General features: G+C 65.8%; 15 protein-coding genes. 6 read left to right on the top strand and 9 right to left on the bottom strand.

Annotated features, from left to right (window positions below; all coding sequences use genetic code 11):
- Positions 1 to 36: 36 nt before the first annotated feature.
- The 6 genes from ACF8ML_RS06040 to ACF8ML_RS06015 form a co-directional block, all read right to left on the bottom strand.
- Positions 37 to 1,083 carry an ABC transporter permease gene (locus ACF8ML_RS06040; protein ID WP_154834549.1) on the bottom strand — a complete coding sequence of 349 codons (1,047 nt, stop codon included), beginning with the start codon at positions 1,081 to 1,083 and terminating at the stop codon, positions 37 to 39.
- Positions 1,080 to 2,597 carry a sugar ABC transporter ATP-binding protein gene (locus ACF8ML_RS06035; protein WP_392406656.1) on the bottom strand — a complete coding sequence of 506 codons (1,518 nt, stop codon included), beginning with the start codon at positions 2,595 to 2,597 and terminating at the stop codon, positions 1,080 to 1,082. Before ACF8ML_RS06035 ends, ACF8ML_RS06040 begins: the two co-directional genes overlap by 4 nt.
- A 59-nt stretch (positions 2,598 to 2,656) precedes the next feature.
- A complete protein-coding gene (locus ACF8ML_RS06030) occupies positions 2,657 to 3,577 on the bottom strand; it encodes a substrate-binding domain-containing protein (RefSeq protein WP_016448078.1) in 921 nt (306 codons plus the stop codon).
- A 34-nt stretch (positions 3,578 to 3,611) separates the two neighbouring features.
- Positions 3,612 to 4,421 (bottom strand): DeoR family transcriptional regulator, encoded by an 810-nt coding sequence (locus ACF8ML_RS06025; RefSeq protein ID WP_047327574.1) that lies wholly within the window; start codon positions 4,419 to 4,421, stop codon positions 3,612 to 3,614.
- 111 nt (positions 4,422 to 4,532) lie between these two features.
- The gene (locus ACF8ML_RS06020) at positions 4,533 to 5,264 is read right to left on the bottom strand and encodes a type 1 glutamine amidotransferase (RefSeq protein ID WP_016448076.1); all 732 of its coding nucleotides are present in this window, start codon (positions 5,262 to 5,264) and stop codon (positions 4,533 to 4,535) included.
- A 150-nt stretch (positions 5,265 to 5,414) separates the two neighbouring features.
- A complete protein-coding gene (locus ACF8ML_RS06015) occupies positions 5,415 to 6,326 on the bottom strand; it encodes a DMT family transporter (RefSeq protein WP_047327575.1) in 912 nt (303 codons plus the stop codon).
- A gap of 14 nt (positions 6,327 to 6,340) precedes the next feature.
- On the opposite strand from ACF8ML_RS06015, the gene ACF8ML_RS06010 reads away from it, so the two are divergent.
- Positions 6,341 to 6,910, top strand: coding sequence for a helix-turn-helix domain-containing protein (locus tag ACF8ML_RS06010; protein ID WP_026062195.1), 570 nt, complete (start codon positions 6,341 to 6,343; stop codon positions 6,908 to 6,910).
- Between the two features lie 235 nt (positions 6,911 to 7,145).
- On the opposite strand, the gene ACF8ML_RS06005 is transcribed toward ACF8ML_RS06010, so the two are convergent.
- The 3 genes from ACF8ML_RS06005 to cysC are packed head-to-tail and all read right to left on the bottom strand — an operon-like array spanning position 7,146 to position 9,617.
- Positions 7,146 to 8,306, bottom strand: a complete 1,161-nt coding sequence (locus tag ACF8ML_RS06005) for a hypothetical protein (RefSeq protein WP_047327576.1) — start codon at positions 8,304 to 8,306, stop codon at positions 7,146 to 7,148.
- On the bottom strand, positions 8,299 to 8,934 hold the full coding sequence (locus tag ACF8ML_RS06000) for an aspartyl/asparaginyl beta-hydroxylase domain-containing protein (protein WP_034392492.1): 636 nt from the start codon (positions 8,932 to 8,934) through the stop codon (positions 8,299 to 8,301). The genes ACF8ML_RS06005 and ACF8ML_RS06000 overlap by 8 nt, the downstream gene beginning before the upstream one ends.
- Positions 8,931 to 9,617, bottom strand: a complete 687-nt coding sequence (gene cysC / locus ACF8ML_RS05995; protein WP_047327577.1) for an adenylyl-sulfate kinase — start codon at positions 9,615 to 9,617, stop codon at positions 8,931 to 8,933. Before cysC ends, ACF8ML_RS06000 begins: the two co-directional genes overlap by 4 nt.
- Before the next feature lie 744 nt (positions 9,618 to 10,361).
- Here cysC and ACF8ML_RS05990 point away from each other — a divergent pair.
- The 5 genes from ACF8ML_RS05990 to ACF8ML_RS05970 are packed head-to-tail and all read left to right on the top strand — an operon-like array spanning position 10,362 to position 13,028.
- Complete coding sequence (locus tag ACF8ML_RS05990) at positions 10,362 to 11,147, top strand: beta-ketoacyl synthase chain length factor (protein WP_047327578.1); 786 nt, start codon at positions 10,362 to 10,364, stop codon at positions 11,145 to 11,147.
- Complete coding sequence (locus ACF8ML_RS05985; RefSeq protein ID WP_017406833.1) at positions 11,140 to 11,910, top strand: 1-acyl-sn-glycerol-3-phosphate acyltransferase; 771 nt, start codon at positions 11,140 to 11,142, stop codon at positions 11,908 to 11,910. The genes ACF8ML_RS05990 and ACF8ML_RS05985 overlap by 8 nt, the downstream gene beginning before the upstream one ends.
- Positions 11,903 to 12,163 (top strand): phosphopantetheine-binding protein, encoded by a 261-nt coding sequence (locus tag ACF8ML_RS05980; protein WP_128422704.1) that lies wholly within the window; start codon positions 11,903 to 11,905, stop codon positions 12,161 to 12,163. The genes ACF8ML_RS05985 and ACF8ML_RS05980 overlap by 8 nt, the downstream gene beginning before the upstream one ends.
- 38 nt (positions 12,164 to 12,201) lie before the next feature.
- On the top strand, positions 12,202 to 12,462 hold the full coding sequence (locus ACF8ML_RS05975; protein ID WP_017406831.1) for an acyl carrier protein: 261 nt from the start codon (positions 12,202 to 12,204) through the stop codon (positions 12,460 to 12,462).
- Positions 12,463 to 12,476: 14 nt separating this feature from the next.
- Positions 12,477 to 13,028 carry a membrane protein gene (locus tag ACF8ML_RS05970; protein WP_046239885.1) on the top strand — a complete coding sequence of 184 codons (552 nt, stop codon included), beginning with the start codon at positions 12,477 to 12,479 and terminating at the stop codon, positions 13,026 to 13,028.
- Positions 13,029 to 13,064: the final 36 nt, after the last annotated feature.

The raw sequence follows: 13,064 nt of genomic DNA, 5'->3' as shown, positions 1-13,064 counted from the left end.
CCCCGTGCGCCGTTCGCTGCACCGCCGGCCCATGCGTCAGCGCCTGCGCCTGCTGTGCACATCGATGCACACGGCCACCAGAATCACGCTGCCCTTGACGATGAGCTGATAGAAGTAGGGCACGCTCATCAGGTTCATGCCGTTGTTGATGACGCCGATCATCAGCGCCCCTATCAAGGTTCCCGCAACGCTGCCGTGGCCTCCGGCCAGGCGCGTGCCGCCCAGCACGGCGGCGGCAATGGCGTCCAGCTCCCAGCCCATGGCCGCGTTGGGCTGGGCCGAGTACAGGCGGGAGGTGAGCAGCAGGCCGCCCACGGCCGCCATCAGCCCCGACAGCATGAAGATGGCGATCTTGAGCCGCCCCACCCGTATGCCCGCATAGGTGGCCGCCTCGGCATTGCCGCCTGCCAGATAGGTCTTGCGGCCAAAGACGGTGCGGGCCAGCACGAAGTGGTTGGCGGCCAGCAGTGCGGCCAGGATCCAGATGGGCACGGGCATGCCCAGCCATTCGCCGTTGCCGATCCACAGAAAGGCCTCGTTGTCCACCGGCGCCGGCATGCCGCCCGAGACGATATAGGCCAGACCCCGGAAGATGCCCATGGTCGCCACCGTCACGATGAAGGACGGCAGATGCAGCAGCGCCGACAGCGAGCCGTTGAGCGCGCCCAGCAGCAGGCCGCACAGCAGCACGGCGGGCAGCACCAGGGCGGGCGCCAGGCCCTGGCCCAGCATCAGGCCGGCCACGCTGCCGGCCAGGGCGACCACCGATCCCACCGAGAGGTCGATCTCGCCCAGCAGCAGCACATAGGTCATGCCGAAGGCCACGATGGCGATGATGGACACCTGCAGCAGCACGTTGCGCAGGTTGCCGGCCGTCAGAAAGGCCGGCGACAGCAGGGAGAACAGCAGCACCAGGGCGGCCAGGCCCATGAGGGTGCCGGCGTGGCGCCGCAGCGATCGCCAGCCACCTCGCAAGCCGTCTCGCCATGTTTCCTGGCTGCCCGGGATGCTTTCGGCAGCGTCGGAGGCGTTGGAGGCCTTGGAGGAGCCAGACGCGGTGATGCTCAGTTCGGAAGGGGTCATGGCAGTCCTGCTCCGGTGGCGTGCGCCATCACGGTCTCCTGGCGCAGATGGAGGGTGTCCAGGCTCTGGACGAGGCGCTTGTTGCGCATGACCAGCAGGCGGTCGCTCATGGCCAGTGCCTCGGGCAGTTCCGACGACACCAGGATGACGGCCGTGCCGGCCGCTGCCAGCTCGCGGATCAGGGCATAGATCTCGAACTTCGCGCCCACGTCGATGCCGCGCGTGGGCTCGTCCAGCACCAGCAGCCGGGGGCGCATGGCCAGCCATTTGGCGAACACGATCTTTTGCTGGTTGCCGCCCGACAGCTGGCGCACGGGCTGGTGCAGGCCGGCAACGCGTATCTTCAGCCGCTGCACGCAGGCGCGGGCCAGCGATTGCTCGGCCGCCTCGTCGGTGAGCAGTGCGCCGCCGCGCCCGCTGTGCACCTGCACCATGCAGATGTTGTGCTGCACGGACTGGTCCAGCACCAGGCCTTGCTCCTTGCGGTTCTCGGTCACGAAGGCCATGCCCTGGCCAATGGCGTCGGCCGGCGAGCGCAGGCGCAGCGGCCGGCCGTGCATGAGGATGCTGCCCGTGCAGCGGTGCATGCCGAACAGCGCATCCATGACATCGGACCGGCCCGAGCCCACCAGCCCGAAAAAGCCCACGATCTCGCCCGCATGGACCTCGAAGTCAATGCCTTCGAAGCGCCCGGCCAGGCCCAGGCCGCGCACCTGGAGCAGGGCGCGCGTGCTGCGGTCAGGGGTGGGGCCGCGCGGCGGATAGATGTCCTGCATCTGGCGTCCCACCATGAGCGCGATCAGCGCCCCGATGTCGGTTTCGTCCCGCGCCAGGGTGCAGATGGAGCTGCCATCGCGCATGACGGTGATCTCGTCGGAGATGCGCATGATCTCGTCCATGCGGTGCGACACGTAGATGATGGCGCGCCCCTCGGCCTTGAGGCGGGCGATGAGGTTGAAGAGAATCTGCGCCTCGCTGTCACTGAGCGAGGAGGTGGGCTCATCCATGATGACGATGCGCGCGGGCTGGCACAGCGCCTTGGCGATCTCCACCAGCTGGCGCTGGGCCAGCGACAGTTCGGCCACCTGCGCGTTGGAGTCCAGGTCCATGCCCAGGCGGGCCAGCAGCGCGGCGGCGTCGCGGCGCAGTGCGCGGCGGTCCACGCAGCCGGCCCGCTGCGGGAGGCGCGCGGCAAACAGGTTGTCCGCCACGCTGAGGTTGGGCGCCAGGCTCAGCTCCTGGTGAACGATGGCGATACCGTGGCGCTGCGCATCGGCGGGGCTGGCCAGCTCGGTGCCGGCACCCTCGATCAGCAGCTGGCCGCCATCGGGCCGGTGCACGCCGGCCAGGATCTTGAGCAGGGTGGATTTGCCGGCCCCGTTCTCGCCCAGCAGCGTGTGCACCGTGCCTGCGCGCAGGCGGAAGGAAACGCCTTTGAGCGCCTGCACGGCGCCGAAGGATTTGGCCAGCGCCCGGGCTTCGAGCATGGGGGGCGGCGCAACGGCGTCGAGCATGGCACGGCCTGGGCGGCCGTGTGCAGTGGGGCCTGGCATGGCGGGCTCCGCAGGTTCATTTACCTGGCGGCAGCCGTGTACACGCCGGGCAGCACGGGGTGGAGTTTTTCCACCGGCTTGCCCGACAGCAATTGTGCGGCAAGGGCCACGGATTGCAGTCCCAGCTGGTCGGGGTACTGGCGGATCACGCCCACGAAGGCCGGTTCGCGGTCCACGGCTGCGCGGGCCTCGGCCATGCCGTCAAAGCCCACGATCTTCACCTGCTCCAGCTTTCTGGCGGCCTTGACGCTGGCCAGCGCGGCCAGGGCCGCATCGTCGCCAAAACCGAAGATGCCTGCCAGGTCGGGGTGGGCCTGCAGCATGTTCTGCGATGCGGACAGGGCCTCGGCGCGTGTGATGCCGGGTTGTACCGAGACGATCTTCATGCCGGGGAAGGCCGCGATGGCCGACTTGAAGCCCTCCACGCGATCGACCACGGACTGTATGGACGGGTAGTGCAGCACCCCGATCTGGCCCTTGCCACCTGTGGCGCGGGCCATGAGCTGGCCGGCGAGCACGCCGCCGGCGCGGTTGTCGGTGGCCACGTGCGAGGCCACTTCCACCCCGCTGGCCGCAATGTCCACGGTGATCACGGGTATGCGGGCGGCGGCGGCCTTGAGCACGGCGGCCTTGACGCCGCGTGAATCCACGGGCGACAGGATGATGGCATCGACCTTCTTGCTGACGAAGTCCTCCACATCGGAGATCTGCTTGCCCAGGTCCTGGTTGGCAATGCTCAGGTCCAGCTTCAGCCCCTGCCGCGCGGCTTCCTGCTGCATGGCCTGGGCCAGCTCCAGGTAGAACGGGTGCTGCTGCGTGAGCAGGGACACGCCGATGGTGCGCGCGGGGCCGGGGCCCGGCTGTGCAAGCGCCGGGCTGGCCGGCAGGCCGAATGTGAATGCGCCGGCCAGCATGCGCCGGAGAAACGTGTTGCGGTCCATGACGGTCTCTCTCCCTCTGTCGTTGTGGAAAAACTCAGCTTCTGGCGAACTCGATGCGGCCCTCGGCCTTGTGGGTGGCCTGCAGCCGGTGGCGTTCCAGCAGATCGAAGGCGCCGGGCTCCATGTCCTGGTGCGCGCACAGGCCGTCGAGTTGAGCGATGTCGCAGACCGGGTGTCCGCCCGAGGTGCTGTCCAGATCCAGTGCCAGCGCCACGGCCTTGGCGCTGTGCTCCACGGCTGCCGCGTACAGCCGCGCGGCGCCCGGGTCGCGGCACAGCAGGCGGTTGCGCTCGTCGATGCCGCAGATCTCGAAAAGGCAGATGTCCAGCGGCCGGCCGCGCAGGCCCGTTTCAGCGCCGGGGCCGATGAGGCAGGGCTCGTCGCCGGCCAGCGAGCCGCCCGTGATGTGGATGGTGCAATCGAGAAACTGCCGGGCCGTCGCCACCATGGACAGGTCGTGCAGCGTCAGCGCAATGCCCTGGCGGCTGGCCAGCAGCGGCAGCACGCGGTGGGTGATGCGGCCACCGCCAAGAAAGACGGACGCATCGTCTTCAATCCAGCCCAGGGCGCCCTGGGCCACCTGGGCCTGTGCCGGGCCTTGTGCGGCGGCGTGGGCGCCGGGCAGCTCGGCCGCCGTCTTGAGCAGGGCCGGGTTGTAGCGCGCCTTGCCGAAGGCGCGCACCACATAGCCCTGCTGCTCCAGGTAGTGCAGGTCGTTGCGGATGGTGACGGTGGAGACGCCGAAGAGCACGCTCAGCGCCTCCACCCGCACCTCGTCGGTCTTGCGCGCCAGCTCCACGATCTGCAGCCTGCGCTTGAGTGAACTGTTGCCTTGTTCCTGCATGGATTCTTTCGATTCGAAAGGTTTCTATTTCGTATCGAAAGTTTCCCTGCACGCAAAAGCTGCGTCAAGCGCACCCAGGGTATTCACCAGGGATTGCCTGGCCTGGAAGGTTTACCGGCTGGCCGCGCTCAGGGGCACGACCACGGGCCGCTGCAGCTGTGACGTCCAGGCCCGGTAGGTGCGGTGGGCCAGGGCGTGCAGCACGGGAATGCGCAGGTCCAGGTGGCGCAGGATCTCGCTCTCGGTCTGCGCCGCGGGGCCGCGTGCGCGCAGCAGCTCGTCATGGCCTTCGGCGCACCAGGCAGCCACGCTGGCGGCAGTCACCTCCATGTGGCCCTGGAAGGCCCAGTGCCGACCATGTCGAAAACCCTTGTTCAGGCAATGGCTGCCGTACATGGTGCGCACGGCGCCGCGCGGGATCTCGAAGGTGTCGTAGTGCCAATGGAAGATCGTGGCCTCGCGCGGCAGGTCCATGAGCTGCTGGGCGGCGGCCGTCACCCAGATGCGGCTCCAGCCAATGTTGGGGCAGGGGTTGCGCCAGACCCTGGCGCCCATGGCGCGCGCCAGCATCTGCGCGCCGAAGCAGTGGCCGAGCACGGGAACGTCATGCCGCAGCGCGTCGGCCAGCAGGGACTGTTCATCCTCCATCCAGGGCAGGCCCTCGTTGACGCAATGGTTGCTGCCCAGCACCACGATGCCGCTGTAGTCGGCGGCATGCACAGGGGCTCTGCCATCGAGGGCGGGCTGCAACATTCGGTAGGGAATGCACTGCTGCTCCAGGTGTTCACGCAGAACGCCGGGGCCCTGGGTGGATTCGTGCTGGAGGATGGCGACAGGTCTCATGGCGGCGCGGCTTCATCGGGAAGCCATTTGTTGTGAGGCCTTGACTCTAGGGACGGCTGCCTCAAGGGCGGATTGTGTTTGCGCACAACGCCATCAAGGTCGCATCAAGGCAGCACCGGGACAGCACCACGGATGTCGCCCCCGTCCCTCTCAAGCCGTGGATGCTCCAGCCTTGCGCCGGCTCCATTTCAGCTCGCTGACCAGCACCCCGCCCACGATCAGCACTGCCCCCAGGATGGCCAGCCCCGGCAGCCGGTCGCCTGCCATGCGCCCCACGATGCCGGCCCAGACCGGCTCGCTGGCATAGATCACGGTGGCGCGCGTGGGCGACAGGGACTTCTGGGCCCAGTTCATGGTCAGCTGGATCAGGATGCTGGCGCAGGCCATGGCCACGGCGGCTGTCAGCCAGATCCACGAGAAATCCGGCACCGACTCGCTAGCCACGGGCATGGCCAGCAGCGCCATGGTGCCGGCCGCCAGCAACTGCACCGTGGTCACGCGCCGCGCATCGACCTTGCCCGCGAAATGCCCGATCAGGAGCACCTCGGCCGCAATCGCCAGCGTGCTCAGCATGGTCGCCATCTCGCCCACGTTCAACTCCATTCCCCCGGACTCGGGCCCCGCCACCAGCATCAGGCCCGTGAAGGCCAGGCCGATGCCTATCCAGCTCATCAATCGCGGCGGCTTGCCCATCACCAGCCATTGCAGCAGGGGCACGATGGGCACATACAAGGCGGTCAGAAACGCCGACTTGCTGCTGCTGATGGTCTGCAGGCCGAAGGTCTGCAGGCCATAGCCCAGAAAGATGCTGGCGCCGATGGCCGTGCCTGCGACCAGCTCGGTGCGCGTGAGCCCGGCCATGACCTTGCGGAACACCAGCAGCCCGATCAGACCCGCCGTGACGAAGCGCAGGCCCACAAAGAACAGCGGCCCGCTGTGCTGCATGGCCAGATGGACCACGAGAAAAGTGCCGCCCCAGACCATGGTGACGGCGATCAGGGCCAGCTCCTGCCGGCTGAGCAGCGGCGTGCGCGAACTGTGAGAAGATGACGTGTGCAACATATTGCGCAGATCATATGAGAAATATATTGCACAGCGCTGGCGAGCGCTCCGATGTCCTGGCTTTCGTCAGCGAAAACCTGCGCCGCCTTCGCCAGCGTGCAGGACTGAGCCAGGCGGCCCTGGCCGAGGCCGCAGGCCTGAGCCGGCGCATGGTCGTGCAGCTGGAAGGCGGCGACACCAATATCAGCCTGTCCAGCCTGGATCGGCTGGCCGATGCGCTGGGCGCCAGCTTCATAGAAATCGTCAGCGACCCGGCCGCGCAGCGCCTGCGCATGGACGCCATGGCCTGGCGCGGCACCCGGCCCGAAAGCCAGGCCATGCTGCTGGGCAGCGTGCCCGCCACGCGCGAGGCCCAGCTGTGGTCCTGGTCCCTGGGCCCCGGCGAACGCTACCAGGCCGAACCCGACCCGGAAGGCTGGCACGAGATGATCGTCGTGGTCGAAGGCCGCCTGCTGGTGGACCTGAGCGAAGGCCCCATGACCATCGAGGCCGGCGACTACGCCATCTACGGCAGCGCCCAGGACTACGCCTACGTGAACCTGCACGAAGGCGTGACGCGGTTCATTCGGAATGTGATTTCCTGAGGGGCGCTGCAGCGGTCTGTGCCGTGCTTTGGGCAAGGCGCTGTCGTCAGTGAAGTGCGGCAGCCTGCGGTGTCGCTTCAGACTGAAGCCGTGCATACACAGCGCGGACTACCAAAGGATCTGTGCTGCGCAAATCAAAGGAACGGGCAAAGCCGCAGATCGACTCGCCGTTTTTCTGGGGCTGGCACATCGTGTGCGCTGTCCATGTGCTGCTGGCGTTGATCTTTGGCGCGGCCTATTCGTTCACGGGTTGTGCGCGCAGCAGCAGCTGTGCGTGCAGCGGACCCAGGCGCGCTTCGATGTGCTGGCGTTCGCTTTCGCCAAAGACGGCCGCCTTGTCCCGCCCGTCAGGCTCGAAGCGCTGGTCCAGCGCCTTGGCATGCTGGCGAAGGCGTGCGGCGATGTGCTGGCGCGCTGCCTCGCCTGCATGCAGGTCGAAGCGCCGGGCTATCTGCTCCATGGCTTCGGCATCGAGCTGGCGGTAGTGCAGCACAGGAACGCCCTGGCTTTCGTGCAGATCCCGCATCCGCTCCATCATTGCCTGCAGCACGCGCATGCGGTGGTCGAGCACGGAGACAAAGGGTTGGCTGCCACTGCCGGAACAGAAAACCGGACCAGCGCCAGCCAGCGACGGGTCGCCCGACATGTGCCGGCCGGCCTGCCTGTGGTGTGAGGCCAGGATCTCCACAGGATCGCGGACCAGCATCAGGCCGGGCACCTCGGGGTAGAGATCGTGCAGCAGCTCCCACTGGAAAATGTCCCAGGCATTCCACTTGACCACCAGGTTGCGGCGCCCCGGCACGGCCACGGTGATGGCCGACACCAGGCCGGCAATGCCATCGCGCTTTTGCGCCCGGTCCAGCGAGCTGTCCAGCAGCAGCTCGGTGAAGACAGGTGGCTCCGACAGGACCAGCGTGCCGTCCAGTTCGGAAAGGCAGCCCGAGACCAGGGTGGAGCCGCAGCGCGAGAGGTGGAAGATGAAGCCGGCAGGCGGGTGGCCCCCGGGCCTGGGAAGGGATTCTGCGCACAGGCCGGCCAGCGGCGTGCGCGGCCGGATGAACTGGTTCAGCAGCCTGCGCTGCAGGCAGCGGCTGATGTACTCGTCATGAAACGGCTCGGTGGCAGCGCCGTCCGGCAGGCACCAAAGGATGCTGCGCGTGCGTGCCTCATACCTGTGTGGCAGCCAGCCACCGGCCAGCAGTGCGGCAGTTGGCACGGCGGCCACCTGGTTCAACTGCTGCAGCGCCTGCATGAGGCGACCATCGTTCCAGGCGGGAAGACACCACAGCAGGCGCAGTTGCACCAGTAGCGACTCCATGCTCCTGGCCTGCTGGAACAGGGTGTGCTGCCGGGGGCTTGCGATCAGTTCGGCAAAGGCCGCCTGCAGCTCATGCATGGGCGTGTCCCTTGCCGATGCTGTCTGCCAGCCAGGCGTTGGCAAGGCAGTCGATGACCAGGTGGGTGCGGTCCCGGGTGCCCCGGTTCACCACTTCATGCGTGGCATCGGCATTGAAATACCAGAGCTCCCCTGCGGCCATGGGGATCGTGCGGCCTTCCACGATGAACTGCACATCGGGATGTGTGTGCACGGGCACATGCAGCCGGGCCTGGCCATGCGCCAGGCCCAGCCCACGGTCGCGATGCGGCTTGATGGATGAGCCGGCCTTCAGCTGCATCAGGCGCACAGAGCGCAGCGGGCACTGCAGTTGCTCCAGCACCTGGCGTATGGCGGGGCAGTGTTGCAGCAGGGGCAGGTCCTCCCAATCCTCCTCGGGTTCCTCGATGGAGAAGCTCTGGAGAATGGGGTGGGCCGCCACATGCTGGCGCTGGCAGCGCAGCGGCATCACACGCCATACGCCTTCGTAGCCGCCGTGGTTCACGTGGTCGCACCATGGCGAGGACAGCAGCGCATCCACCTCCTCGCGCAGCGCCTGCAGCGCAACCCTGGCATCAAGCCGCGCAAACAGGGGCGTGCCGGCACAGGCGTCTTCATGCGCGCAGGGCAGGGCGGGCCTGGCATTCATTGCAGCGCCTTGGCCAGTGGCAGGGGACAGGTCATCAGCGGCGCCATGCCCTGGGCGGGTGTGCCCGGCGCAGTCGGCTGCCCCTGCAGCAGCAACGCCTGCAGGCGCGAAACACATGCGGCCACGCTGAGCTGGTCCGTGCGCAGGGTCAGCTCCGCTGCCACAGGGGGTTCATAGGGCGAGTCGATTCCGGTGAACTGAAGCAGTTCGCCACGGCGCGCTTTTCTGTACAGGCCCTTGGGGTCCCGCCGCTCGGCAACGGAAAGGGGAACATCCACGAACACCTCCAGGAAGTCACCCTTGTCGAACAAGGCCCTGGCAGTGTCGCGCTCGCTACGGAAAGGGGAAATGAAGGCCGCGATCACGATGGTGCCCGCATCCACGAAAAGCCGGGCGACCTCCGAGACCCTGCGTATGTTCTCCGCCCGGTCTTCTTCGGAAAAGCCCAGATCGCGGTTCAACCGGCTGCGGATGTTGTCTCCGTCCAGCACATAGGTACGCCGGCCGGCCGCGTGCAGATGCGCCTGCAGCGCATTGGCGATGGTCGATTTGCCGGACCCCGAAAGACCGGTCAGCCATATCGCAACGGCTTTATGACCATGGAGTATCTCCCGGTCTTGCCTTGAAACGGAAGACAGTTGGTCATGTATGTCGGGCGGCGGATTCTGGCCGGAAAACAGCATGTATTCAATACGGGAAGGAAAGGTCTGGAGTGGATGCTGAGCGCATCAGGTAGGCGGGAATATCGATGGATTGTAAGAAATTTTCAAGAAGAAATTGCTGAAGCGGTTTTTCGTTGTGTGGCCGTATTCAAGCGCTTTCATTGGCCATTTATTTTCTTCTTCAGAGGAGGAAGGCGGATGGTAGGTGTGGTTCTGGTAGTTATCAGCGAATGCTTATATTTTTCATGGTTCTTGATAATTCATTTGCAATAGTCGTTGATTATGTCGATTGAGCATGCTGCTGTCGGTTTTTGATGGGTGATTGATTTGTTGTTATCAATAGCATTGTGCGGATCAAGAATGCAAGACAGAAAAATCTGCGTCTGATAAGAATGGTTGGAAAACCTGTTCAATGCATATGCGCGACATATCACTGAAACAAGGTACTGGCGGCAGATTCCAGATGTCCGGCGCCCGGCGCTGTCCCGCATGCCTGGAGGGGGGCTGCTCGGGGCTGACTTTGAAAGGGAGAGGCTGCGCGGTTCCGGCGCACAGGGAAGGCGCCGCCTCCAGGCGAAGCACCGATCAGTCGTTGATGGCTATCATGGCCGCGTCACTGTTGTCAATATGCATCAAGTAACAAATTTAAATAACAGATACAAGAATTTTTTTACCTTCGATAGCTACAATGCATCGTTTTTTTAAAGCCAGCGGCCAGTAGCTACTGGACGTGACATTCAAACATAGGCATCGGGGGGGATTTTCGTGCGCCGCGTTTTTGCGATTCGGGCGTGGTCTGCGCTTGCGCCCGGACTGCAGGAACCTGTCCAGTGGCGGCAGTGGGCAAGGCAGCCCGTCTTGCCACAGGGCGAGGTCCGCCCGGATCTTGCCCATATCCCCCCAATCGCCCGCAGGCGCCTCGGCCCATTGGCCAGATGTGCCGTTGTTCCCGCCGATACCGTTGCGGCGCAGGCTGCATTGGCTGACCTGCCCGTGGTCTGGGCTTCGCGCTACGGCGATGCCGAAAAGTCCCTTGACTTGCTGCAAACGCAGGCCCTGGGGCAGGCTTTGTCTCCCACGGCATTCGGCCTGGCGGTGCATAACGGCATTGGCGCCCAGCATTCCATTTTGCGAGGCATGCGTGCCAATGCCTTGTGCGTGGCGTCCACCGATTGCGCGCCGGAAGCGGGCATGGTCGAAGCATTGGGCTTGCTGCACGAAGGCGCGCCGCAAGTCATGCTGGTCTGCTATGACGCGCCACTGCCTGCTCCGTATGACGGCTTCCACACAGAGCCCCAGGTGGTATTCGCCTGGGCGGTCTTGGTGCAATGGGCAGTACCCGGGGAGTCCGGTTTCCAGTTGAGCAGGCAGCCCGGCATGGACGCCGCGCAGCCGGAACCGGACCACGCGCCGCATTTGCAGCATTTACCGCACGGGTTGCAGGTGTTGCAGTTTCTGTTGCACGACGGCCAGGCATCCCTGACAGGCCCGCAGCGCCCGGCACAGCGCCGTGGCGCAGGTACATGGCGATGGGAGCGCGCTCATGGCTGAGTGGCTCAATCGTCAGTGGCGCCTGGCGGCCACCGGCCTGTGCTTTGCCGTGTTCGGCCTGGGTGGGCTGGTGGTGCGCTGCGTGGTCTATCCGGCCTTGCTGCTGACCGTGCGCCAGCCGCAGTCGCGCCAGTGGGCGGCCCAGTCGGTGATCCATCACAGCCTGCGCTGGTTCGTGGCCCTGATGGCGGGCGTCGGCGTTCTGTCCTATGAAGTGCACGGCCGTGAACGTCTGCAGCGGCGCGGCCTGCTGATTCTTGCCAATCACCCATCGCTGATCGACGTGGTGTTCCTGATCTCCTTCGTTCGCCATGCCGATTGCATCGTCAAGGCGGCGCTGGCAGGCAACCCTTTCACGCGCGGCCCCATCCGGGCGGCCGGCTTCATTGCCAACAGCCGTGGCGAGGGCCTGCTGCAGGACTGCCTGCGCTCGCTGGCATCCGGCAACAACCTGATCATCTTTCCCGAAGGCACGCGAACACCGCTGCACGGCAAAGTCCGGCTGCAGCGCGGCGCGGCCCATGTGGCGGTCAGAGGCCGCATCGATATCACGCCGGTGCACATCCATTGCAGCCTGCCCATGCTGACCAAGGGCGCGCCGTGGTGGCAGGTGCCGCCGCGCAAGCCCCACTTTTTCATCGAAGTCCGTGACGACATCGGTATCGAGGCCTTTTGCCAGGGCGCTGCCAGCGACTCCGTGGCGGCCCGACATGTCACGGACCATCTGTCCGCACAACTATTCAAGGAACCGTCCCGTGCCTGAGCTTGAGCAAGAAATCAAAGAACTCATCATCGAGTCCCTGGCGCTGGAGGACATCACGCCGCAGCAGATCGATGCGGGCGAGCCCCTGTTTGTCGAGGGCCTGGGACTGGACTCCATCGACGCGCTGGAGCTGGGCCTGGCGCTGCAAAAGCGTTTCGGCGTGAGCCTGTCCGGGGACTCGGAACAGACGCGCCAGCATTTCCGCAGCGTCCAGGCGCTTGCTGCCTTCGTGGCAGCCCAGCGCACGCACTGAGTGCGGCCCTCCGCGCAGACCGCAGCAAAGACATTTTCATGAACAAAGAAACCATCTACGAACGCATCGTCGAAATCCTGACGGAAACCTTCGATATCGAGGCGGAGCGCATCACGCCCGAAGCCCGGCTCCATGACGACCTGGACATCGACAGCATTGATGCCGTGGATCTGATCGTCCAACTGAAGCCTCTGGTCGGCAGGCGGCTCAATGCCGAGGCCTTCAAGTCGGTGCGCACCATCCAGGACGTGGTGGATGCGCTGCATCAGCTGATGCAAGAAGACAGCGCCGTCGCCTGAGGAACACGCCTGCCATGCGCAAAACCGCGACAGGCCTTGTGCTGCTGGCCACGGTGCTCTATCCGCTGGCCGTCTATGCCGCGCTGGGGCGTGTGGCTGCGCACTGGATTGCCGCCGCATTGGTGGTGCTGGCGCTGGCGCGTGCCTGCAGCAGCCGCGAAGGATTTTGGTGGGTTGTCGCTGCGGGGGCGGCGGCGCTGTCTGCCGTCTCGTGGTGGCAGGGCCATGGCCTGGCGCTCAAGTTCTATCCGGTGCTGGTCAATGCCGTGCTGCTGGCCGGCTTTGGTTGGAGCCTGTGGTTTCCGCCGTCGGTGGTCGAGCGCCTGGCCCGGCTGCGGCAGCCCGATCTGCCTGCGCCGGCCGTGCGCTACACCGCCCGGGTGACGGCCGTTTGGTGCGTCTTCTTTGTCTGCAATGGCGCAGTGGCGGCCGGTACGGCCCTGTATGGCAGCGACGAGGCCTGGGCTTTGTACAACGGTTTGATCGCCTATGGCGCCATGGGGCTGCTGATGGCGGTGGAGTGGCTGGTGCGCCAGCGTGTGCGCAGGCGCCATGGACATGTGTGAGGCAAGGATGACGGCCACAAAGAGCAAACAAGGTCT

It is taken from the genome of Delftia sp. WSY_10 (assembly GCF_043104705.1).
Taxonomy (GTDB): domain Bacteria; phylum Pseudomonadota; class Gammaproteobacteria; order Burkholderiales; family Burkholderiaceae_C; genus Comamonas; species Comamonas tsuruhatensis.
Note: the sequence above shows the minus strand (reverse complement) of the source record. Positions and strands in the feature narration are given on the sequence as shown.